Raw genomic sequence first — 20,544 nt, forward strand, 5'->3', positions numbered from 1 at the left:
TTCAGGCTAGCGCGACCGCCCCGCCGTGGTCGCCACCTGCGCGGTAACAGGCGTGTACCGGCGGGTTCCCGGCGTCGCCGCTGCGATCAGCGCGGCCAGCAGCGCCGCCGCGCCCGCCACCATGAACACCCAGGAGTACGCGAACGTCGACGGGTAGTTCACGCCGGCGATCTGCACCACCGATCCGGTCGTCAGCGCGACCACGATGGCGCTGCAACTGGACGTGCCGATCGAGCGGGCCAGGCTGTTCAGGCTGTTCGCGGCGGCGGTTTCGGTCTGCGGCACCGCCTGCATGATCAGCGTCGGCAGGGCGCCGTAGGACAGCGCGCCGCCGATCGCGCCCACGGTCAGGTTGAACACCACCAGCGGCAGCGGCGAGTGCAGGAAGGATCCCGCGAGGTTGCCCACCATCAGCACCGTGCCGCCCAGGATCAGCGTGGTGCGCGGCCCGCGCCGCCGGGAGATCCGCGCCGACACCGGCGAGAACACACCCATGGCGGCGCCGATGGGCAACAGCACCAGGCCCGTCAGCACCAGCGACATGCCGAAGCCGTAGCCGGTGCCCTCCGGGGCCTGCATGATCTGCGAGCCCACGAGGAACCCGGCGAACATCGCCATGCCGATCAGCACCGAGGCGATGTTGGTCAGCAGCACCGCGGGCCGGGCCGACACCCGCAGATCCACCAGCGGCGCACCGACGCGCAGTTCGTACAGGCCCCACACCAGGAACAACACCGCCGCCGCGACGAGCAGGCCGATGATGATGCCGCTGGTCCAGCCCCATTCGTTGCCCTTGGAGATCGCCAGCAGCAGGCACGTCAGCGCCGCCGACAGGCCCACCGCGCCGAGGAAGTCGAATCGGCCGCCGGTGCGCAGCGGCGACTCCGGCACCACCCAGAGGATCAGCCCGATCTCGGCGATCGCGAACACCGCCGCGCCCGCGAACAGCCAGTGCCAGTTGAGGTTCTCGGCCACCACGCCGGTCACCGGCAGCCCCACCGCGCCGCCGATGCCCAGCGTCGCGCTCATGAACGCCACTCCGGAACCGACGCGGTCCTCGGGTAACTCGTCGCGCATGATGCTGATCCCCAGCGGCACTACGCCGACCGCCGCGCCCTGCAGCACCCGGCCGACGAGCACGGCGGTGAAGTCGTCGCTGACCGCGCCGATCGCGCTGCCCACCGCCATCGTGGCCAGCGAGATCAGCAGCATCCGGCGCTTGCCGTACATGTCGCCGAGCCGGCCGAGGACGGGTGCGCACACCGCGCCGGCCACCAGCGGCGCGGTGACCAGCCAGCCCGCGTTGGACCGCGACGTGTCGAGGAGCCTGGGGAATTCCGGGAGCAGCGGTACGACCAGGGTCTGCATCAACGACACCGCGATCCCGCACGATGCGAGCACTCCGATGACGAGCCTCGAACGTCGTTGTGCGGTGGGCGTGGCCAAGCTCATCGGGCTCCTCGCTATCGGCGTGAACTTGTGTTCACCAAGCAAGTAAACTCGTGTTCACCTCGCGCCGCAAGGCGCTGCTGGTGTCGATTCAGCGCGATTCGGGATGTTTCGCCCACATCTTTGTCCACTGTGGATAAACCTGGGTGGGGGATTGCGGCGACGGCGGCGCAATGCGTTCTGGTGTTCGGCGGCCGCAGTAGGCATCATGCGGCTGTCCGGCGCAATGTCGCCCCGGCGATGGGAAGGAGCGCGCATGCGCACCGCGTTGACCGAACTGCTGGGCATCGAAAGTCCGCTGGTGGGATTCAACCGCTCACCCGGAGTGGTCGCGGCCGTGACCAACGCCGGTGGCATCGGCGTGCTCGCCGCGACCGGCTACACCCCGGAAGAACTCGACGCGCAGCTCACCTGGATCGAGGAGCAGGTCGACGGCCGCCCCTACGGCGTCGACGTGCTGGTGCCCAGCAAGACGGCCACCGGCGACCCGGCCGACTACCTGGCCAGCCTGCGCGCCCAGATCCCGCAGGAGCACTACGACTTCGTCGACTCGCTGCTGGCGAAGTACGACATCCCGTCGTCCGACACGGCGTCGGCGGGAGACCGCTTCGCGGCCAGCGTTGGCCCGGAGATCGTGCAGCCGCTGCTGGACGTCGCCTTCTCGCACCGGATCGCCCTGGTCGCGAACGCGCTCGGCACGCCGCCGGCGGCGATGCTGGAGCGCGGTAAAGCCGACGGGGTGCCGATCGCGGCGCTGGTCGGATCGCCGAAGCACGCCCAGCGGCAGCTCGACATGGGCGTCGACCTGCTCGTCGCGCAGGGCACCGAGGCCGGCGGGCACACCGGAACCATCGCGACCATGGTGCTGGTGCCGGAGGTCGTGGATCTCGCGGGCGACGTGCCGGTGCTGGCGGCCGGCGGAATCGCCACCGGGCGTCAGATGGCGGCGTCGCTGGCGCTGGGCGCGGCCGGCGTGTGGTGCGGATCGGTGTGGCTGTCCAGCCACGAGGACATCACGTCACCCTCGGTGAAGGCCAAGTTCCTGGCCGCGACCAGCGGCGACACGCTGCGCTCGCCGACTCGCACCGGGAAACCGGCCCGGCAGCTGCGCAGCGCGTGGCACGACGAGTGGGCGAGCCCGGGCAGCCCGGCGCCGCTGCCGATGCCACTGCAACCGATGCTGGTCGACGAGGCGTGGCGGCGCATCAACCGAGCTGCCGAAGCCGGCAACGACGGAGCGAAGGCCCTGGCATCGTTCTTCATCGGTCAAGTCGTCGGCACGTTCAACGAGCTGCGACCGGCGGCGGACATCACCGGCGAAATCATCGACGACTGCGCCGCAGTCCTCACCAACCTCGGCAAGCTCACCTGACCGCCACGGCTCGTGAGTGTTCGTTCCGGTAAGAACCGGAGTGAACACTCACGAGGGCAGGCGTTCGGCCCGGAGGCGGGAGCGGCGGATCTTGCCCGCCTCGTCTCGCAGCGGAGCGGCGACGAATTCGAAGCTCCGGGGCAGGCGGTAGGCCGCCACCCGGGCGCGGAGGTGTTCCAGCAGCGCCGCTTCGGTCACCGGGCGGCGCGGGTGGACGATCGCGTGCGGGACGTTGCCGAGGTCGTCGTCGGGCAGGCCGATCACGCAGCTGTCCACCACCGCGTCGTGCAGCCCCAGCGCGGCTTCCAGCTCCGCCGGGTACACGTTCGCGCCGCCGACCAGGATCATGTCCGTCTCCCGGTCGCCGAGGTAGAGGTATCCGTCCTCGTCGAACCAGCCGATGTCGCCGAGGGATTCCCAGCCGCCCTCGCCGACCTGCGCGTGCCCGCCCAGCAGCTGGTACGTCGGCTCGACGTCCGTCGGCGTGCGCATCCACACCTTGCCTTCCCGGCCCGGCGGCAGGACCCGGCCTTCGGCGTCGCGCACCTGCATCTCGCCGCGCAGCACCCGGCCGACCGAGCCCGGGTGCGCCAGCCACTCCTCGCTGGTGATGAATGTGGCGGCCTGCGCCTCGGTGCCCGCGTACAGCTCGCGCAGGATCGGCCCGACCCAGTCGATCCACTGCTTCTTCAGCCACACCGGCACCGGCGCCGCCGTGTGGAAGATGGCGCGCAGGCTCGACATGTCCGCGGCGTCGCGCACCTCCGCGGGCAGCTTCGCGATCCGGCCCAGGATCGTCGACACCACGTACAGCCAGGTCACCTGGTGCTCGCCGATCAGCCGCAGCGTCTCGGCGGCGTCGAAGCGGCGCATCAGGATCACGTGGTTGCCGCGCAGCAATCCCATGGCCACCGACATGTTCGGCGCGTTGTGCGACACCGGGGAAGGCACCAGCGCGACGCCGCCGGGCTCGATGCCGAAGCTGTCCGCGGACGATTCCACGTCCTCCACCAGCGCCGGCCGCCCCGCGACGATCACCTTGGGGCGACCGGTGCTGCCGCCGGAGGTCGGCGCCTTCCACGCGGGGGAGACCGCCACCGGCAGCGGGCCGTCGTCCTGCTGGGCGGAGCGGAACCGCGCGGGCAGCACCGGGCGCCCGCCGGACAGCTCGGGTTCGACGTCGCCGATCACCAGCGCCGGCTCGGTCAGCGCGATGATCTCGGCCAGCTCACCGGCCGGGAGCTTGGGGCTCAGCGGCTGGGGCACCGCGCCGACCTTCCAGGCCGCGATCTCGGCGAGCACGAACGGCACCCCGTTGGGCAGCACGATGCTGACGAAGTCGCCCTGCCGCACGCCGTGCGCCAGCAGGTCGCGGGCCAGCCGGTTCGACTCCGATTCCAGCTCGGCCCGGGTGAGCGTGGTGCCTTCGCAGGTCAGCGCGGCGCGGTCGGGTTCGGCGGCGGCGAGTTCGGCCAACCGGACGGGAAACGGGGTACCGGCGACTGGCCGGTCGGCTGCGGGCACTCTCAAGCTCCTTGTCGTCCACTTCGGACCGGCGGACAGCGGAAACCGCCCGGCTTGCACCGAATGAATCACCGACCGGTGGGTACGACAAAGACAGCACGCCTAACGAACCGATAGGCGCAGGCTATTTCGGCTTGTCCGGTCGGGCGATTGCGGTCCGGCGGCGGCTTTAGTGCACTGGGGAAGGCATCCCGGGCTACCCAGGAGGTAGGCGTGAGCAAGCTGCGTTTCGGCGTTTTCCTGGCACCGTTCCACACCGCGGGCCAGAACCCCACCCTAGCGCTGCACCGCGATCTCGAACTCATCCAGCACCTCGACGCGCTCGGCTATGACGAGGCGTGGATCGGCGAACACCACTCGGCGGGCAGCGAGCTGATCGCCTCGCCGGAGATCTTCATCGCCGCGGCCGCCGAACGCACCCGGCACATCAGGCTCGGCACCGGCGTGATCTCGCTGGCCTACCACAACCCGCTGTGGGTGGCGGACCGGATGGTGCTGCTGGACCACCTCACGCGCGGCCGGGTCATGCTCGGCGTCGGGCCGGGCTCGCTGCCCACGGATTCGGCGATGATCGGCCTCAACCCGACCGAGACCCGCGAGCTGCTCGAGGAGAACCTCGACATCGTGCTGCGCCTGCTGCGCGGCGAAGCGGTCACCGCGCAGACCCGCACGCACAACCTCGTCGACGCGCGCCTGCAGCTGCGGCCCTATTCGGATCCGCTGTTCGACGTGGCGGTGGCCGCGGTGGCGTCTCCGACCGGCCCCCGGCTGGCCGGGCGGCACGGTGTCGGGCTGCTGTCGATCGGCGCGACGCTCACCGCCGAGAGCTTCGACGCCCTGGGCTACCACTGGGGCATCATGACCGAGCGCGCCGAGGCGTTCGGTGCCGAGGTGGATCGCGGGGCGTGGCGGCTGGTCGGCCTGATGCACGTCGCGGAGACGCGGGAGCAGGCGTACCGGGACGTCGAGCACGGGATCGCGGACTGGTTCGAGTACTTCCAGAAGATCGCGGCCTTCCCGCAGATGCACGTGTCGGGCGGCGACATCAGGGAGATGATCGCGTTCATCCGCGATTCGGGCGTCGGCGTGATCGGCACCCCGGAAGATGCGGCGGAGCAGGTGCAGCGGCTGGTCGGCCAGTCCGGCGGGTTCGGCGCGATGCTGCTGATGGCACACGACTGGGCGAACCCGGCGGCGACGAAGCGCTCCTACGAACTGATCGCCCAGCACGTGATGCCGGCCTTCCAGGGACAGCATCAGTCCACATTGGACGCGAAGGCCCGGGCGCGGGACACCAGGGAAGGCCACGCCCAAGCCCAGCACGACGCGGTGGCCCACATGGCCAAGAAGTACGAGGCCGAACGCGCGTAGCCGCCGGAAACGGCGCCTTCGACCGGGCGTTGGCCGAAGGCGCCGCCGGGCGGTCAGGACAGGTGGTGCACCTCCTGCAGGCCGTAGACCGGGGTCGGGATGCCCTCGAACCTGGCCTTGAGCTGCAGGGCGAGGTAGAGCGAGTAGTGCCGGGACTGGTGCAGGTTCCCGCCGTGGAACCACAGGCCCTGCTGCTGCGTGGGCTTCCACATGTTGCGCTGCTCGCCCTCCCACGGCCCGGGATCCTTCGTCGTGCCCGAACCCAGGCCCCAGCACTTGCCCACCTTGTCGGCCATCTCCTGGCCGGCCAGGTCCGCCACCCAGCCGTTCATCGAGCCGTACCCGGTCGCGTAGACGACCAGATCGGCCGCCAGCTCGGTGCCGTCGGAGAGCACGACGCCGTCGGCGGTGAGGTGGTCGACCTTGCCGCGGGCGAGCGCGATCTCGCCGTCGGCGACCAGCTCGGAGGCGCCGACGTCGATGTAGTAGCCGGAGCCGCGGCGGAGGTACTTCATGAACAGCCCGGACTCGTCGTCGCCCCAGTCGAGCAGGAATCCGGCCTTCTCCAGCCGGTCGTAGAAGTCCGCGTCGCGCTCCCGGATCTGCTTGTACACCGGGATCTGGAACTCGTGCATGATCCGGTACGGCAGCGACGCGAAGACCATGTCGGCCTTGTCGGTGGTCATCCCGGCCCGCACCGCGCGCTCGGAGTAGAGGTCGCCCATGGCGATGTCCATCAGCGATTCGGACCTGACGATGTGCGTGGAGGAGCGCTGCACCATGGTGACCGCGGCGCCGTGCTCCCACAGCGCCGCGCAGATGTCGTGGGCGGAGTTGTTGGAGCCGATCACGACCGCCCGCTTGCCCGCGTAGGCGTCGGGGCCGGGGTGCTGGGAGGAATGGTGCTGATCGCCTTCGAAGAGCTCCATTCCCGGGAACGACGGGATGTTCGGCTTGCCGGACATCCCGGTGGCGAAGACGAGCTGGCGGGGCGTGAGGGTGATCGTCTCGCCGTCGCGGTCGACGACGATCGTCCACTGCTCGGTCTCGTCGTCCCAGTCGGCGGAGGTGACCTCGGATCCCGTCCAGTAGGGCACATCCATCACCTGCGTGTACATCTCCAGCCAGTCGGCGATCTTGTCCTTGGGCGCGAAGACCGGCCAGTTGTCGGGGAAGGGCAGGTACGGCAGGTGGTCGTACCAGACCGGGTCGTGCAGGCACAGGCTCTTGTAGCGCTTGCGCCACGAATCCCCGGCGCGGGCGTTGCGTTCGAGGACGAGCGCCGGCACGCCGAGCTGGCGGAGCCGCGCGCCCAGCGCGATGCCGCCCTGCCCGCCGCCGATGACGACGACGTAGGGCTGCTGCTCGCGGCCCAGCTCCGACTTCTCCCGGTCGCGTTCTTCGACCCACGAACGGCGTCCCTTGATCGTCCCGTGGTGGGCGCCCTTCGGGCGCCGTTCGCGTTGCGGCTCCTCGAATCCCTTGAGCTCGCGCAGGCTGGTGAGCAGCGTCCAGGCACCCTCGTCGGTCAGCCGGAGATGCCCCTTCGCCCGGCCGTTGGCCGTCTCGAACTCGATCCACGCCTCGATGACGCCCGCCGCCTCGACCGGGGCCTCCGCGGTGCGGAAGCCGGAGGGGGCGGTGTTGCCCAGGCAGGCCGCCAGCATGTGCGCGATGCCCTCGCGCCCCTCGACGGTCTTGAGGTTCCAGGTGAACGACACCAGGTCCCGCCAGTAGCTGTCGACCGCGAACAGCTCGGCGGCCTGCCTGGCGTCGCGGGCCGCGAGCGCGGACTCGAAACGATTCAGCCAGGCATCGACGCGCGCCTGCGGGGAGCCGGGCCGTGCCACCGGGTCGATCGTCTGCGTCATCGCAACTCCCTGTCATCCCAGTAATCGAGTAATGCAGATCACACGCCTCGTTGAGGTGGTCGGCAAGGGTTGCAGGGAATTGCATTCCGGCCCGGCTATCGCGTGCAGTGACCGGTGCCACATATCATCGCGGCGAGAGCGATGGCGCGGGAGGTGGACAGGTGAGCGTTCCGCACGCTGTCCCGCCGGGCCGGCACCTGCCCGATTACGCCCGTGACCTGGTGCGGATGCACGACGCCGTCATCTCCGGAAGCCGGCCGCAGCTGCGCCCTCGCGACCTCGTCTCCCGTTCCTGGTCGCGCGTCCTCGGGCTCGGTCTCACCGCCGACGGCCTCAATGCCCGCGCCGCCCTCGCCGAGGAAGCGCTCGCCCGAAGGCGGCACGATTCGCCGTTGCGGAACGTCATCGGCGAACTCAGGCAGGTGATCGGGGCCGTGTCCGACGCTTCGCCGCTGCTGCTGGTCGTCACCGACGCCGATGGCGTCATCCTCTGGCAGGAGGGCGCGTCGCCGGTCCGGCGCCGGGCCGAGGATCTCGGTTTCCGCGTTGGCGCCCAGTGGACCGAGGCGAACGTGGGCACCAACGCGATCGGCACCGCACTGGCCGAGGCCGCACCGGTCGAGCTGCTCGCGGGCGAGCACTTCGAACAGGGCCAGCATCCGTGGTACTGCACCGCCGCGCCGATCCACGACCCGCGCACCGGCGCGCTGCTGGGCGTCGTCGACGTCAGCGGGCCGGCACTGACCCTGCATCCGGCGATCGGCGCCCTGGTCGAGACGGCGCGGCGGCTCGCCGAAGCCCAGCTCTGGCGCGGCCACCGGCAGGGCCTGGAACGGCTGCGGCAGTCGGCCGAGCCGCTGCTGGCCGCCGCCTCCGGGCCGGCCTTGCTGGTCGACGACGACGGCTGGGTCGCGCACAGCTCGGGCATCGCGGTGGGAGACCGGATCGCCGCACCGGCCGACGGGCAGGTCATCGCGGTGCCCGGCCTCGGCGCCTGCCTGCCCGAGCGGCTGGCGGACGGCTGGCTCATCCGGCCGTCGAACCGCGGGCGGACGGTGCTGCTCGACCTCGACCTGTCCGGTCCGCCGGTGCTCCGCCTGCGCTCCGGTGACGCCGAATGGCACCGCCCGCTGACCAATCGGCACGCCGAGATCTTCGCGCTCCTGCACTCCGCCGGGCCGGCCGGCCTCACCGCGCAAGCGCTCAGCCGGGCCCTGTTCGGGGACACCGAGCATCTCGTCACCGTGCGCGCGGAGGTGTCGCGGCTGCGCCGCCTGCACGGGACTCTCGTGGAAACCAGGCCCTACCGATTGGCCGATGGCGTCCAGTTGGCAGTCCACCGCGCACCGGGCCCGCCGTGATCCTCGGGCGCGGTGAACTGCCAGTTGTTCACTGCAGCGGCCAGCCCTTCAGGGGTTTGGGGCTGGGCGTGGGATAGGCGCGCTTGGAGGTGGTGAGGTTCTGGCTCACCAGGGCCTCCGCCAGGCTCACCGCCGCGGCGACTCCGTCGACGACGGGGACGCCGACCTCCGCTTCGATCCGCTCCGCGAGGCCCGCCATTCCGGCGCAGCCGAGCAGGATCACGTCGGCACCGTCCTGCTCCACCGCCAGCCGCGCCTCCTCGACGATGCGCGTCGCGGCCCGGTCCTCGTCGGCCTCCAGCTCCAGCACCGGGATCTCGGCGGCACGCAGCGCCGCGCACCGGCCCGTCAGGCCGATCAGCTGGAGGCGGTCGTGGATCTGGCCGAGCGTGCGGCGCAGCGAGGTCACCACCGCGTAGCGGCGGCCGATCAGGCAGGCCGTGTGCGCGGCGGCCTCGGTGATGTCGACGACCGGCACGTCGAACAGCTCCGCGAGCCCTTCCTTGCCGTGCTCACCGAAGCCCGCCAGCACCAGCGCGTCGAAGGGCTCTTCGAGCCGACTGACGCGGTCCATCACCGCCACCGCGGCCAGGTAGCTCTCGAAGTTGCCCTCCACCGAGCCCGCCCCGAAATCCGGTGTCACCGCGACGATCTCGGTGGTGGAGGAGGCGACTTTCACGGCCTGCTGCCGGATTGCCTCGGTGACCGCCTCGGTCGTGTTGACGTTGGCGACGACGATCCTCATGTTTCCCCTCATGGATTCGCTGGTTCACTCGGCGGCGACCGCGATGGCTTCGCCGTCGACGTCGCGGAATTCGGGCTTGCGGTCGCCGATGACGGCGTAGATGGCCGCGCCGAGGATCGCCCCGATGAACCAGGAGAACCCGGCGACGACCTCGAAGACGGGCACCAGCGCCACGATGACGGAGATCGCGGAGGCGGGGACGAACGCCCAGACGGCCTTGGGGTTGTAGCCGTTGCGGTAGTGGTAGTCGCCGTCCGGGTTCTCGGTGTAGAGGTCCGGGACGTTGACGCGCGCCTTCCGCAGCAACCAGTAGTCCGCCATGATCACGCCGAAGATCGGGCCGAGCAGCGCACCGAGGCCGCCGAGGAAGTAGTTCACCACCACGGGGTTGTCGTAGAGGTTCCAGGGCAGGATGACGAGACCGATGACGGCGCTCACCAGCCCCGCCCGGCGGAAGTTCAGCTTCTGCGGGAAGAGGTTCACGAGCACGTAGATCGGTGCCACGAAGTTGGCCATCAGGTTCACCGCGATCGTCAGGATGATGAGGGCGATCGAGGCGCTCGCGAGCAGGATCAGGTTGGGGATCGTCTGGACGATGTCGGTCGGGCTGGTGATCACCCGTCCGTCCAGCTTGAACTGCGCGCCGCTGAGGACGACGACGATGCCGGCGAAGAAGAGCATGTTCACCGGAATCCCGATCAGGTTCCCGCGGACGATCGACTTGCGGCTCTTGGCCGAGCGCGTGAAGTCGCAGAAGTTCAGCACGAACGTCCCGTAGATCACGACCCAGAGCGCGGCGCCCTGCAGGATCTGCAGCCACATCGCCCCGCCGGTGAGCGGCTGCGAGGTGGAGATCGAGATGGAACCGCCCGCGCGGACGAACATCCAGATCGCCAGCGCGCACATCGTGATGAGCGTGGTCGGCGCGGCGATCGCCATGTACTTGCGGATCACGTGCATGCCGTAGCTGACGATGAGGACCTGGACCGCCCAGAGCACGAGGAAGGTGATCCAGCCGAGCGTCGACAGCCCCAGCACGGACGTGGTCTCCAGCAACTGCAGCCTGGGGAACATGGCCACGAGGAGGGCGTTCAGCACGGCCGACGCGAGGTAGGTCTGGATGCCGAACCAGGCGATGGCGACGATGCCGCGGACGGCCGCCGGGATCCGCGCGCCCTTGGTGCCGAACGCGATGCGGCTCATGACCGGGAAGGGCACGCCCGTCTTGTGGCCCATGTAGCCGGACAACGTCAGGAGCAGGAACAACAGCACCGAGGCCAGCACGAATGCAAGTAGAATGCCCCATACGCTCAGCCCGAGCGCGAACAGGCCGATGGCGAAGGCGTAGTTGCCGAGGCTGTGCACGTCATTGGCCCAGAGCGTGAAGACGTTGTAGGCGCCCCAGCGGCGCCCTTCCTTCTTCGTCGGGGCGAGGTCGTAGCTGTACAGAGTGGTGCTGGCGGTGCCGGGCGGATCCGTGGCAGATCGGTTGTCCGTCGCGGTCATTAGGCTGCTCCCGGGTTTCCACGTTGAAACATTCGGCTACCTTGATTTTCTCATTTCTTCCACGATGTGGAAGTATAAGAATATGTATACGTAAGGTAGGCCCGGAAGAACCACCGGTCAAGAGTGAGTCGGCGTTGTTCGTATACCGAAATCTTTGCCGGACGTGGTTTCCCGGCCGACGCACCGGATCCCTCGTGTCGTTGTGGCACAAGGGATCCGGGATGTGGAAATCTCCAACAGCGCCGCGTTCGGCGCGGTCAGGGTTTCGCGGGGCGAACGCCGTTGAGGAGCGTTTCGACGAGCCTGTCGATGAACTCCGGCGGAACCTCGAGCGGTTCGGCCGTCGACGGTTGGAGCAGGCGGGGCAGCACGAATTCGTAGCAGGCGCCGACGATCAAGGTCGCAGCGGCGTCGGCGTCCGCTCCGGAATCGATCCGGCCGAGTTCCTGCTCGGCGCGGATGTGCGCGGCCAGGGTCTGCTGGAGGTTGTTCCCCTTCTTCGATCGTGGCCAGGTGTTGAACCGGGCGAGCGCCTTGGGCTGGCTCAGCAACCCGGCGAATGCGGGCAGGATTCGCTCGTGCAGATCGAGAATGTGCCGCAGGTGTGCTGCGAGGTTCGCTTCGATCGCGCCGTCGCCGGGCGCTGGCGGGGGCGCCAGGGTTCGTTCGGCCGTCTCGATGTGCGCCAGCAAGGCGTGCGCGAGGAGTTCCTCCTTGTCGTCGAAGTAGTTGTAGAGGACGCCGTCGGCGACCTGCGCTTCGCGCGCGATGGCGCGGACGGTCAACCCTTCGGTGCGGCGTTGCGCGATCAGGCCCTCGGCGACGCGGATCAGGTGTTCGCGAATCCCTGGGCCGCCGGCGTCGCGCAGTGCGGCCGGGGTTCTCGGCATTTCAGTCCCTCGCTGGAATCAGGCGCGGACGCGGGTGTTCTGGAAGGTCTGGAACAACCACTGGCCGTCCTGCTTGACCGCGACCTTCGTCTGGATCGAGAGGTCCTCGACCCGGCATTCGGTCGCGCCGGGCTGGAGGACGCAGTTCCCGCTGTTGATGACCACGGCCAGCTCGGGTGACACGAACTCCACGCGCCGTTCCCGCGGGGCCGACATCCGGGTGCCGGCCATGAACGTGTCGAACCCGTCCTGCAGGCTCTTCGCGATGGCCTCGCGGCCGTGCAGGTGCCCGCCCATCACGTCGACGAAGTCGGCGCTCTCCGTGAAGGTCGCGGCGAAGGCCGCGCCGTCGTGTCCCCACGCGTCGGTCTGCTGCCGTTCGAGCCGCTCCAGCGCCGCCACGTCCGCGTCATTCGTCATTCGGATACCTCCCGAGATCGCTCATGAACACGTGTTCATGAACATGCGTTCACAGTATTCGTGCGGCTACCCAGCGTCAAGGAGTTGGGGAGATCGGCAGCATGCCCCGAGCCAGGAGCGCTCGTCGGGAGTTGCCGAATGCGGCGCGCTGAGCTCAGCGGTCAGAAGAGCATGCGTTCCAGGACCATCTGGCGGCTGGACAGGACGTGCTGCTTGGCGACCTCGGCGGCCCGGTCGGCGTCGCCGGCGGCGATCGCGGCCTGGAGCTCCTCGTGCTCGGTGCACACCCGCTCGGGTTCCAGGTTCATCCGGAACAGCCAGGCCAGCCGGCTGTGCAGCGGCTCCAGCATCGACGCCAGCAGGTCGTTGCCCGCGAGCCCGACGAGCTTGTCGTGGAAGGTCGCGTTGGCGTCGGACATCGCGTTGACGTCGCCGGACTCGTGCGCATCGCGCGCCTTGCCGGCGAGATCGGCCAGCTGCGCCACGTCCGCGGTCTCGGCGCGCTCGGCGGCCAGCCGGGCGGCGTAGACCTCCAGCGCCTCGCGGACCTCGAACAGCTCCTTGACCTGCTGGCGGTCCAGGCCGCGGACGAACACGCCCCGGCGGCGCGGCAGCACGTCGACGAACCCTTCGCTCTGCAGCATCCGGATCGCCTCGCGCACCGGAACCCGGGAGATCCCGAGCTCGGCGGCGAGTTCCTGTTCGAAGATCCGGTCACCGGGGCGCAACCGGCCATCGGCGATGCGGGCCTGCAACTCCTGGCGCACCTGGTCGCGCAGGGGGATGCGGGTATCCGCGGCTTGCTCACCGGTGACCGACACGGCTCCTCCTCCTGGGTCGCGCTGCCCCCAGCCTATGCGAGGCGGGTTCAGACCCCGCGCTTCATGGCGCGCGTTCCCAACCACAGACCGGCAGCGGCGATGACGCTCGCCGCGATGATCCCGTACAGCACCGACAGGTCCGCGAGCTGCCCGGAGAACAGCGCCCGCTCGGCGTCGGCGATGTGCGAGACCGGGTTGAACTGCGCGACGACCTGCAGCCACGCCGGGCCGAAGTCCATCGGCAGCAGCACGCCGGACAGCAGCAGCAACGGGAACAGCACGAGCTGCGTGATCGCGTAGAACAGCTCGCCGCCCGGGTGCGAGGCGATCGCCAGCACGAACGACAGCGTGCCGAGCCCGACACCGAACACCAGCAGCAGGGCCAGCCCGGCGAGCACTCCGGCGGGGTGCAGCTGGAAACCCAGCGGCACGGACAGGGCGATGAGCAGCACCGCCTGCACCAGCAGCAGAGCGAACTCCTTCAGGGTGCGGCCGACGAGCATCGCCGAGCGGTTCAGCGGCGTCACCAGCATCCGCTCCAGCGAGCCGCCGCCGAGCTCGACCAGCAGGTTGTAGCCGGCCATCATCGGGCCGAACAGGCACATCATCACCAGGATTCCCGGCACGAACCACTGCCACGGCGCGGCGTCGAAGCCGGAGGTGCCGGCCAGCAGCGGCCCGAAGAAGAACAGGAACAGCACCGGTTGCGCCATGCTGAACAGGATCGCCACCGGCTCGCGCAGCGCCGGAGTGATCTCCCGGGCGAAAACCGTTGCGGTGTCGCGGAAGAACTGCATCGATCGGTCCTTTCTGAGGTTCGGGGGTCGTGAGTGCGCAAGCCGGTAAGAACCGGCACTCGAGCTCACGACTCCGCTTCGCCCTCGCGGAGGCTTCGGCCGGTGAGCGCGAGGAAGACGTCGTCCAAGGTGGGGCGCGCGGTTTCGGCCGCGATCGCCTTGATCCCGGTCTCCTCGAAGGCGCGCAGATATTCCGGCAGCGCGGTGTCGGCGCGGGGCACGCGGATCTCTACCGACGGGCCGTCGACGGTGACGGCGTCAGGGGAGCCGAGCCGGGCCGCCGCCTCGGCCGCCGGTGCCGCGTCCGGCTCGGCGACGGTGATGGTGATGCGGTCGCCGGCGAGGTCGGCCTTGAGCTGCTCGGGCGTGCCGTCGGCGATGACCCGGCCGCGGTCGACGATCACCACCCGCTCGGCCATGCTGTCGGCCTCGTCGAGGTAGTGCGTGGTGAACAGCAGCGTCGTGCGGTGTTCTTCGCGCAGCCGCAGAACGTGCTCCCAGATGTTGGCCCGGCTGTGCGGGTCCAGGCCGGTGGACGGCTCGTCCAGGAACAGCAGCGCCGGGCGGTTCACCAGGCCCATCGCGATGTCGAGGCGGCGGCGTTGCCCGCCGGAGAGCGTGCCCGGCTTGCGGGCCGCCAGCGAGGTCAGGTCGAGCAGGTCGAGGACCTCGTCGGCGCGGCGCCGGGCGTCGTGGCGGGTCAGGCCGTAGCTGCGGCCCTGGGTGATCAGCTCGTCGCGGGCGCGGAAGTTCTCGCCGGCGCTGTTCTTCTGGCCGACGTAGCCGATGCGGGCGCGCACCGCGGCGGGCGCGGCGATGATGTCGTGCCCGGCGACGGTGGCCGTTCCGGAAGTGGGCGGCAGCAGCGTGGTGAGCATTCGCAGGCTGGTCGACTTGCCGGCGCCGTTCGGCCCGAGGAATGCGACCAGCTGGCCGGGCTCGACGTCGAGGTCGAGCCCGCGCACGGCGTCGACCGGCCGGCGTTTGACGGTGAACCGGCGGGTCAGGCCGCGGGCGTGGATCATCATCGGCTCCTTCGATTCGGCTGCCGCTGAATTTGGGCATGACGAGGAAACCCCGGTTCGGGGGTTTCGGGCGAGATGACCGATCTTGGCGCGCGGAGAGACCGGCGGTCAAACATGAACAGCACTTTCATGTTTGCTCTGACCTGCGAAAACGTCGAGCCCGACGTGCTCGGCGCGGACTCGGCGTAGAGGTGAATTCGCAGGTCGGCGGCCATTTCTGGAATTTCTTGAATGACTTCAGTTGTAAACCAGAGGTTTGCAGCTCTGCTGTCTCGGGTTCGCAAATCGGGTCATGTTGCGCCTGGTGGGCCGTGGGGCTGCCTGAAGGTGCAGTGCTGCTCAAGTCCCGGCCCGGGCGAGCCGTCGCTGGATGTCGCGGAAGGCGAAGACTTCTGGCTTCTCGATCCTGCTGAGGCCAGCCCGGAGGGCGAGTGGGCCGCCTATCTGTTCGAGCCCAAGTACGGGGAACTGGCGAAGTTCGCCAGCTTCGCCGAGCTGTTCCACGCCAGTCGGCGACTCATGGAGGAGTTCGCCGAGGACGACGCGGCCGACGGGTGACTCTCGCGCAGTTGTAAACCTTGGGTTCACAGTGCTACTGTGAACCCAAGGTTTACAAGGAGGTTGGACATGTCGGCGGAAGAAGCCGAGCGGTTGGTGCGGCAGATGGCGAACGCGGTGCCGGTCGAGGCGATCGATCCGGGCCCGAAGGGCAGCGACTTCGGCGACGAGCAGGAGCGGCGGGTGGCCGCGCTCGGCAGGTTCCGCGCCGCGCTGGAGGCGGAGGAGCTGATGGCCGACGCGGCGGGGCGGCACACCGCCACGGCGGCGGTGGAAACGGTGTGGCTCGGCGCGAGCCTCGCAGACCTGAGCGCGGTCACCGGCCGGTCCCGGCAGGCGGCTCGCAAGCGGTGGCCGGAGCTGGGCGGCATCTACCGGCGCCGAAAGTGGCTCGGCAACCACGTCGAGGACATCACCTACATGGCGGGCCTGCTGTCGTCCCGCGCCGACGACCTGGTGCCCGGGCGCGGCCACGGCACGTTCATGAAGCTCATCCGGCAACTGCGCGAGGGGCTGCGGCGCAGCGAGGACGACTTCGCCCCGGACACCCGGGAGGGCACCGACCCGGCGGCGCGCTGGCGAGCGCTCGACGACCTGGTGAACGTGACGATGCGCGAAATCATCGAGATGGCGGGAAAGCCGGCAAACCCGGAAGCGGACTTCGCCCTCCACGGAGCCCGCGGCGTCCTCGCCTACTACGACCACGCCACCGCGGAATCCGCAGAGGCGTGACCGGCCCGTGAGTACTTTGTGCTGCTATGGCGACACAAAGTACTCACGGAGTCTCGGCGCCTCAGAGGTCGGCGAGGGCCGTGATCGGGTTTTCGGCGCAGTCCGCGACGTAGCGGAGGAAGCCTCCTGCGGTCGCTCCGTCGCAGACCCGGTGGTCGAACGTCAGGGACAGCTGGGTCACCTTCCGGAGGGCCAGTTCTCCTTGGTGGGCCCAGGGTTTGTCGATGATCCTGCCGATGCCCAGGATCGCGGCCTCCGGGTGGTTGATGATCGGGGTGGAGCCGTCCACGCCGAACACGCCGTAGTTGTTGAGCGTGAACGTGCCGCCTGTGAGGTGCTTGGGTTCGAGGTCTCCAGAGCGGGCCAGGCCGGTGCGGTGTGCGATCGCTTCGGACAGCTGCGCCGTGCTCATCTCGTGGGCGTCGCGCACCACCGGGACCATCAGGCCGCGCGGCGTTTGCGCGGCGAAACCGAGGTTGATGTGCCGGAACTGGACGATCTCGCCGCGTTCGGTGTCCACCGAGGCGTTGAGTTCCGGGAATCGCCGCAGGCCCGCGACGCAGAAGCGGGCGATCAGTGACAGCAGGCTGATGTCCGTGCGCTGCTTGAGCAGCGCACGGGCCTCCAGCAGGCGGGTCGCGTCGACGTCCACCCAGGTGCTGGCATCCGGGATCTCCCGGCGGCTGCGGGCTAGCTTGTCGGCAACGGCACCGCGGAGGCCGCGCAGCGGCGTGCGGATCTCGCCGTCCCGCTGGGGCGGCTCGGGATGCGACGCGGCATCCACGTCGCGGCGCAGGATGACGCCGCTCGGCCCGCTTCCGACCACATTGGACAGATCGACGCCGTGTTGCTTGGCGAGCCGGCGCACGATGGGCGAGAGCACGCGCGGCGCGCCGTTCGGACTCGGCGCAGCAGGCGGTTCCGCGCTTCGCAGCGTGCGCGACACGGTGTGCGCCCGGCGGCGTCGGCGAGGTGCCGCGCCGCCGGTTCCGTATCCGACGAGCACGTGGCCCGAACCGGCCCGCTCCTCGGTCCGGTGCTGTTCGTGCGCCGAGTCGTCGCACGCGATCGTCGTCAGCGGCGTGCCCACGGCCAGCACGTCGCCGGCCGCACCGTGCAACGTCACGACCACGCCCGCGTGCGGGCAGGGCACGTCGACGACCGCCTTGGCGGTCTCCACCTCGACGACCACCTGGTCCGCCTCGACCCGGTCGCCGACCTCGACGTGCCAGCGGACGATCTCCGCCTCGGTCAGGCCCTCCCCGAGGTCGGGCAGCGCGAACTCCGCGGAGCGCGTCATGCGGCGTCCTCCTGGCCCCGGGCTCCGCCGAGCCACTTCGTGTCCGGCTGGTCGTCCCACTGCAGCCGGTCCAGCGCATCGAGCACCCGGTCGACGCCCGGCAGGTGCGCGTGCTCCAGCTTCGGCGGCGGGTACGGCACGTCGAATCCGGCGACGCGCAGCACCGGCGCGGACAGCGAGTGGAAGCAGCGCTCCTGCACGCGCGCGGCGATTTCCGCCGCCACACCGGCGAATCCCGGCGCCTCCTGGAGCACCACGCAACGTCCGGTGCTGCGGACGGCTTCGGTGATCGTCTCGTCGTCGAAGGGCACCAGGCTGCGCGCGTCGACGACCTGGACGTCCCAGCCTTCTTCTTCGGCCGCCACGGCGGCCTCCATGGCCAGCGGCACGCCGGGGCCGTAGGCGATGAGCGTCGCGTCGCGGCCCGGCCGGCGGATCACGGCCCGCCCGATCGGCTCCGCCGTCGTCGGCAGCTCGATGTCCTGTTTGGACCAGTAGAGCTTCTTGGCTTCCAGGAACACCACCGGATCGGGATCGTCGATGGCCTCGCGCAGCATCGAGTAGGCGTCCGCGGCGGTCGCCGGAGCGACGACCTTGAGGCCCGGGGTGTGCGCGTAGTAGGCCTCGCTGGAGTCGCAGTGGTGCTCGACGCCGCCGATGCCGCCCGCGAACGGAACCCGGATGACGATCGGCAGGCCGACCGCGCCGCGCGTCCGGTTGCGCATCTTCGCGATGTGCGAGACGACCTGCTCGAACGCGGGGAAGGCGAAGGCGTCGAACTGCATCTCCACCACCGGGCGGAAGCCGGCCATCGCCATGCCCACGGCGAACCCGGCGATGCCCGATTCGGCCAGCGGCGTGTCGAAGCAGCGGTCCTCGCCGAACGCGGCCTGCAGGCCGTCGGTGACCCGGAAGACGCCGCCGAGCTGTCCGACGTCCTCGCCGAAGACCACCACGCGCTCGTCCTCGGCGATGGCGTCGCGGAGCGCGGCGTTGAGCGCCTGCGCCATGCTGGTCGGTGCCATTACAGCGCCTCCTGTTCGGCCCGGAGCTGGGCGAGCTGCTCGGTCAACTGCGGCGTCGGTTCGGCGTAGACGTGCCGGAAGAGGTCCTCGGGATCGACCGCCGGATCCTGCTGCATGCGGGTTCGCACCCCGGCGGCGAACTCCTCGGCTTCCGCGGCGATCCGCTGAACCGCCGCGTCGTCGAGGTGGCCACCCGCGCGCAGGTGGCGCTCCAGGAGGCCGATCGGGTCCCGCTGCTGCCAGTGCTCGACTTCCTCGGGCGGCCGGTACCGCGTCGCGTCGTCGGCATTGGTGTGCGCTTCCATCCGGTAGGTGTGCGCCTCGACCAGGAAAGGACCGTTCCCGGCGCGGGCATGCGCCACCGCGCTGTCCAAAACGGACAGAACCGCCGCGGCGTCGTTGCCGTCGACCTGCTCGCTGCGCACGCCGTAGCCGATTCCCTTGTGCGCCAAGGAAGGCGCGACCGACTGTTTGGAGAGCGGGACGCTGATGGCGTAGCCGTTGTTCTGCACGAAGAAGACCACCGGCGCGCGGAAGACGGCGGCGAAGTTGAGCGCCTCGTGGAAGTCGCCTTCGCTCGTGGCGCCGTCGCCGAGCAGCGCCATGGCCACGGTGTCGTTGCCCTTGCGGGACTCGCCGTGGGCCAGCCCGACCGCGTGGAGCGTCTGGGTGGCCAGCGGCGTGCACTGCGGCGCGGTGCGGGTCGCCGGGACGTCGTACCCGCAGTGCCAGTCCCCGCGCAGCAGCGTCAGCACCTCGACCGGGTCGATGCCGCGCGTCACCAGCGAGAGCGAATCCCGGTAGGTCGGGAACAGCCAGTCGTCGGCGCCGATGCTCAGCACCGCGCCGACCTGGCAGGCCTCCTGGCCGCGCGAGGAGGGGTACACCGCCAGCCGTCCCTGCTTGGTGAGCGTGGTGGCCTGCGCGTCGAACCGGCGGCCGAGCACCATCGCCCGGTACGCGGCCAGCAGCCGGGCGGGCTCCGGCATCGGGTAGTTCGGATCGGGCTGCTCCAGCAACCGCACCGGGTTGCTCGACGGAAGCCATTCCACGGCCGGAACCTCCTCAGGACGACTGGCTTGAGATGGTCGGCCAAGTCGGTCACGTGATACAAGTCATCGCGAGAGAATCGGAACGAACGGCATCGAGGAAGCAACATGGCCGACCAAACGTCCATCGGGATCGATTCGCGGCGCGGCCGGGCCGGACGATCGGCACCGGCCCTGGACGAGATCGACGCGCGGATCGTCGACGAACTGGGCCGGGACGGGCGGATGTCCATCCGCACGCTGGCGGAGCGGGTGAACATCTCCCGCACCAACGCGCACAGCCGCGTGGAGCGGCTGATCGACAGCGGCGTGATCACGGGCTTCCACGCGCGGGTCGACCCGGTCAAGGTGGGCCGGGGCACGGCGGCGTTCATCGGCCTGTCGATCGAGCAGGGCACCTGGCCCGAGGTGTCCCGGCGGCTGGCCGCGACCACCGGTGTCGAACACGTGGCGCTGGTGGCGGGGGACTTCGACTTCGTGGTGCGGGTCCGGACCGAGGACAACCTGTCGCTGCGGAACCTGGTCTTCGACCACATCCAGTCGCTGCCCGGCGTCCGGAACTGCCACACCTGGCTGATCTTCGACGAGTTCGAACCCGAGCGGTGATCGCCAACCGGAGCGCAATTTCCCGAGAAATCGCACCATCCCAGGGTGACCGAACCAACAACGCTCCGTCACCACCGCAGCTCCGCGCCGTGGCTGGGCGTCAATTTCCCGAGAAATTGACC

The 20,544-nt window shown here is 69.8% G+C and carries 19 protein-coding genes; 6 read left to right on the forward strand and 13 right to left on the reverse strand.

Annotation, left to right across the window (positions count from 1 at the left end; all coding sequences use genetic code 11):
- Positions 1 to 6 precede the first annotated feature (6 nt).
- Positions 7 to 1,452: an MFS transporter gene (locus AB0I53_RS10240; protein ID WP_358599497.1), complete on the reverse strand. Its 1,446-nt coding sequence runs from the start codon at positions 1,450 to 1,452 to the stop codon at positions 7 to 9.
- 253 nt (positions 1,453 to 1,705) lie between these two features.
- Between AB0I53_RS10240 and AB0I53_RS10245 the strand changes: the two genes are divergently transcribed.
- Entirely contained in the window at positions 1,706 to 2,821 is a 1,116-nt protein-coding gene (locus AB0I53_RS10245; protein WP_358599500.1) for a nitronate monooxygenase, read from the forward strand.
- A 48-nt stretch (positions 2,822 to 2,869) separates the two neighbouring features.
- Here the strand turns inward: AB0I53_RS10245 and AB0I53_RS10250 are convergent, their stop codons facing one another.
- Positions 2,870 to 4,345, reverse strand: coding sequence for an AMP-binding protein (locus AB0I53_RS10250; RefSeq protein WP_358599503.1), 1,476 nt, complete (start codon positions 4,343 to 4,345; stop codon positions 2,870 to 2,872).
- A 213-nt stretch (positions 4,346 to 4,558) separates the two neighbouring features.
- Here AB0I53_RS10250 and AB0I53_RS10255 point away from each other — a divergent pair, with 213 nt between their 5' ends.
- Positions 4,559 to 5,716: an LLM class flavin-dependent oxidoreductase gene (locus AB0I53_RS10255; protein ID WP_358599506.1), complete on the forward strand. Its 1,158-nt coding sequence runs from the start codon at positions 4,559 to 4,561 to the stop codon at positions 5,714 to 5,716.
- 53 nt (positions 5,717 to 5,769) lie between these two features.
- Here the strand turns inward: AB0I53_RS10255 and AB0I53_RS10260 are convergent, their stop codons facing one another.
- Complete coding sequence (locus AB0I53_RS10260; RefSeq protein ID WP_358599509.1) at positions 5,770 to 7,587, reverse strand: NAD(P)/FAD-dependent oxidoreductase; 1,818 nt, start codon at positions 7,585 to 7,587, stop codon at positions 5,770 to 5,772.
- A gap of 161 nt (positions 7,588 to 7,748) precedes the next feature.
- On the opposite strand from AB0I53_RS10260, the gene AB0I53_RS10265 reads away from it, so the two are divergent.
- Entirely contained in the window at positions 7,749 to 8,948 is a 1,200-nt protein-coding gene (locus AB0I53_RS10265) for a transcriptional regulator (protein ID WP_358599512.1), read from the forward strand.
- A gap of 28 nt (positions 8,949 to 8,976) precedes the next feature.
- Here the strand turns inward: AB0I53_RS10265 and AB0I53_RS10270 are convergent, their stop codons facing one another.
- From AB0I53_RS10270 to AB0I53_RS10300, 7 genes are all read right to left on the reverse strand, one after another.
- A complete protein-coding gene (locus tag AB0I53_RS10270) occupies positions 8,977 to 9,693 on the reverse strand; it encodes an aspartate/glutamate racemase family protein (protein WP_358599515.1) in 717 nt (238 codons plus the stop codon).
- A 24-nt stretch (positions 9,694 to 9,717) separates the two neighbouring features.
- The gene (locus AB0I53_RS10275) at positions 9,718 to 11,199 is read right to left on the reverse strand and encodes an NCS1 family nucleobase:cation symporter-1 (protein WP_358599518.1); all 1,482 of its coding nucleotides are present in this window, start codon (positions 11,197 to 11,199) and stop codon (positions 9,718 to 9,720) included.
- 257 nt (positions 11,200 to 11,456) lie between these two features.
- Positions 11,457 to 12,089, reverse strand: coding sequence for a helix-turn-helix domain-containing protein (locus tag AB0I53_RS10280; protein WP_358599521.1), 633 nt, complete (start codon positions 12,087 to 12,089; stop codon positions 11,457 to 11,459).
- 18 nt (positions 12,090 to 12,107) lie between these two features.
- Positions 12,108 to 12,509: an SgcJ/EcaC family oxidoreductase gene (locus tag AB0I53_RS10285; protein ID WP_358599524.1), complete on the reverse strand. Its 402-nt coding sequence runs from the start codon at positions 12,507 to 12,509 to the stop codon at positions 12,108 to 12,110.
- Between the two features lie 161 nt (positions 12,510 to 12,670).
- Positions 12,671 to 13,330 carry a GntR family transcriptional regulator gene (locus AB0I53_RS10290; protein ID WP_358599527.1) on the reverse strand — a complete coding sequence of 220 codons (660 nt, stop codon included), beginning with the start codon at positions 13,328 to 13,330 and terminating at the stop codon, positions 12,671 to 12,673.
- A 47-nt stretch (positions 13,331 to 13,377) separates the two neighbouring features.
- Positions 13,378 to 14,127 carry an ABC transporter permease gene (locus AB0I53_RS10295; protein WP_358599530.1) on the reverse strand — a complete coding sequence of 250 codons (750 nt, stop codon included), beginning with the start codon at positions 14,125 to 14,127 and terminating at the stop codon, positions 13,378 to 13,380.
- A gap of 65 nt (positions 14,128 to 14,192) precedes the next feature.
- Positions 14,193 to 15,152: an ATP-binding cassette domain-containing protein gene (locus tag AB0I53_RS10300; protein ID WP_358599725.1), complete on the reverse strand. Its 960-nt coding sequence runs from the start codon at positions 15,150 to 15,152 to the stop codon at positions 14,193 to 14,195.
- A 327-nt stretch (positions 15,153 to 15,479) separates the two neighbouring features.
- On the opposite strand from AB0I53_RS10300, the gene AB0I53_RS10305 reads away from it, so the two are divergent.
- Complete coding sequence (locus tag AB0I53_RS10305; RefSeq protein ID WP_358599533.1) at positions 15,480 to 15,710, forward strand: hypothetical protein; 231 nt, start codon at positions 15,480 to 15,482, stop codon at positions 15,708 to 15,710.
- A 69-nt stretch (positions 15,711 to 15,779) separates the two neighbouring features.
- Positions 15,780 to 16,442 (forward strand): hypothetical protein, encoded by a 663-nt coding sequence (locus tag AB0I53_RS10310; RefSeq protein ID WP_358599535.1) that lies wholly within the window; start codon positions 15,780 to 15,782, stop codon positions 16,440 to 16,442.
- A gap of 61 nt (positions 16,443 to 16,503) precedes the next feature.
- On the opposite strand, the gene AB0I53_RS10315 is transcribed toward AB0I53_RS10310, so the two are convergent.
- Genes AB0I53_RS10315 through pdhA form a run of 3 tightly spaced genes read right to left on the reverse strand, consistent with a single transcriptional unit; the run spans position 16,504 to position 19,792 of the window.
- Positions 16,504 to 17,742, reverse strand: coding sequence for a dihydrolipoamide acetyltransferase family protein (locus tag AB0I53_RS10315; protein WP_358599538.1), 1,239 nt, complete (start codon positions 17,740 to 17,742; stop codon positions 16,504 to 16,506).
- Complete coding sequence (locus tag AB0I53_RS10320) at positions 17,739 to 18,767, reverse strand: alpha-ketoacid dehydrogenase subunit beta (RefSeq protein WP_358599541.1); 1,029 nt, start codon at positions 18,765 to 18,767, stop codon at positions 17,739 to 17,741. Before AB0I53_RS10320 ends, AB0I53_RS10315 begins: the two co-directional genes overlap by 4 nt.
- A complete protein-coding gene (gene pdhA, locus AB0I53_RS10325; RefSeq protein ID WP_358599728.1) occupies positions 18,767 to 19,792 on the reverse strand; it encodes a pyruvate dehydrogenase (acetyl-transferring) E1 component subunit alpha in 1,026 nt (341 codons plus the stop codon). Before pdhA ends, AB0I53_RS10320 begins: the two co-directional genes overlap by 1 nt.
- 132 nt (positions 19,793 to 19,924) lie before the next feature.
- On the opposite strand from pdhA, the gene AB0I53_RS10330 reads away from it, so the two are divergent.
- On the forward strand, positions 19,925 to 20,422 hold the full coding sequence (locus AB0I53_RS10330) for an Lrp/AsnC family transcriptional regulator (RefSeq protein WP_358599544.1): 498 nt from the start codon (positions 19,925 to 19,927) through the stop codon (positions 20,420 to 20,422).
- The last annotated feature ends 122 nt before the right edge of the window (positions 20,423 to 20,544 follow it).

This window comes from Saccharopolyspora sp. NPDC050389 (assembly GCF_040655595.1).
In the GTDB taxonomy this organism is placed as follows: domain Bacteria; phylum Actinomycetota; class Actinomycetes; order Mycobacteriales; family Pseudonocardiaceae; genus Saccharopolyspora.

Coding starts and splice junctions, on each gene's coding strand:
- AB0I53_RS10320 (WP_358599541.1), bottom strand. CDS start 18,767: ATGGCACCGACCAGCATGGCGCAGGCGCTCAACGCCGCGCTCCGCGAC.
- AB0I53_RS10270 (WP_358599515.1), bottom strand. CDS start 9,693: ATGAGGATCGTCGTCGCCAACGTCAACACGACCGAGGCGGTCACCGAG.
- AB0I53_RS10280 (WP_358599521.1), bottom strand. CDS start 12,089: ATGCCGAGAACCCCGGCCGCACTGCGCGACGCCGGCGGCCCAGGGATT.
- AB0I53_RS10245 (WP_358599500.1), top strand. CDS start 1,706: ATGCGCACCGCGTTGACCGAACTGCTGGGCATCGAAAGTCCGCTGGTG.
- AB0I53_RS10260 (WP_358599509.1), bottom strand. CDS start 7,587: ATGACGCAGACGATCGACCCGGTGGCACGGCCCGGCTCCCCGCAGGCG.
- AB0I53_RS10310 (WP_358599535.1), top strand. CDS start 15,780: ATGTCGGCGGAAGAAGCCGAGCGGTTGGTGCGGCAGATGGCGAACGCG.
- AB0I53_RS10295 (WP_358599530.1), bottom strand. CDS start 14,127: ATGCAGTTCTTCCGCGACACCGCAACGGTTTTCGCCCGGGAGATCACT.
- AB0I53_RS10330 (WP_358599544.1), top strand. CDS start 19,925: ATGGCCGACCAAACGTCCATCGGGATCGATTCGCGGCGCGGCCGGGCC.
- AB0I53_RS10285 (WP_358599524.1), bottom strand. CDS start 12,509: ATGACGAATGACGCGGACGTGGCGGCGCTGGAGCGGCTCGAACGGCAG.
- AB0I53_RS10240 (WP_358599497.1), bottom strand. CDS start 1,452: ATGAGCTTGGCCACGCCCACCGCACAACGACGTTCGAGGCTCGTCATC.
- AB0I53_RS10315 (WP_358599538.1), bottom strand. CDS start 17,742: ATGACGCGCTCCGCGGAGTTCGCGCTGCCCGACCTCGGGGAGGGCCTG.
- AB0I53_RS10275 (WP_358599518.1), bottom strand. CDS start 11,199: ATGACCGCGACGGACAACCGATCTGCCACGGATCCGCCCGGCACCGCC.
- AB0I53_RS10300 (WP_358599725.1), bottom strand. CDS start 15,152: ATGATCCACGCCCGCGGCCTGACCCGCCGGTTCACCGTCAAACGCCGG.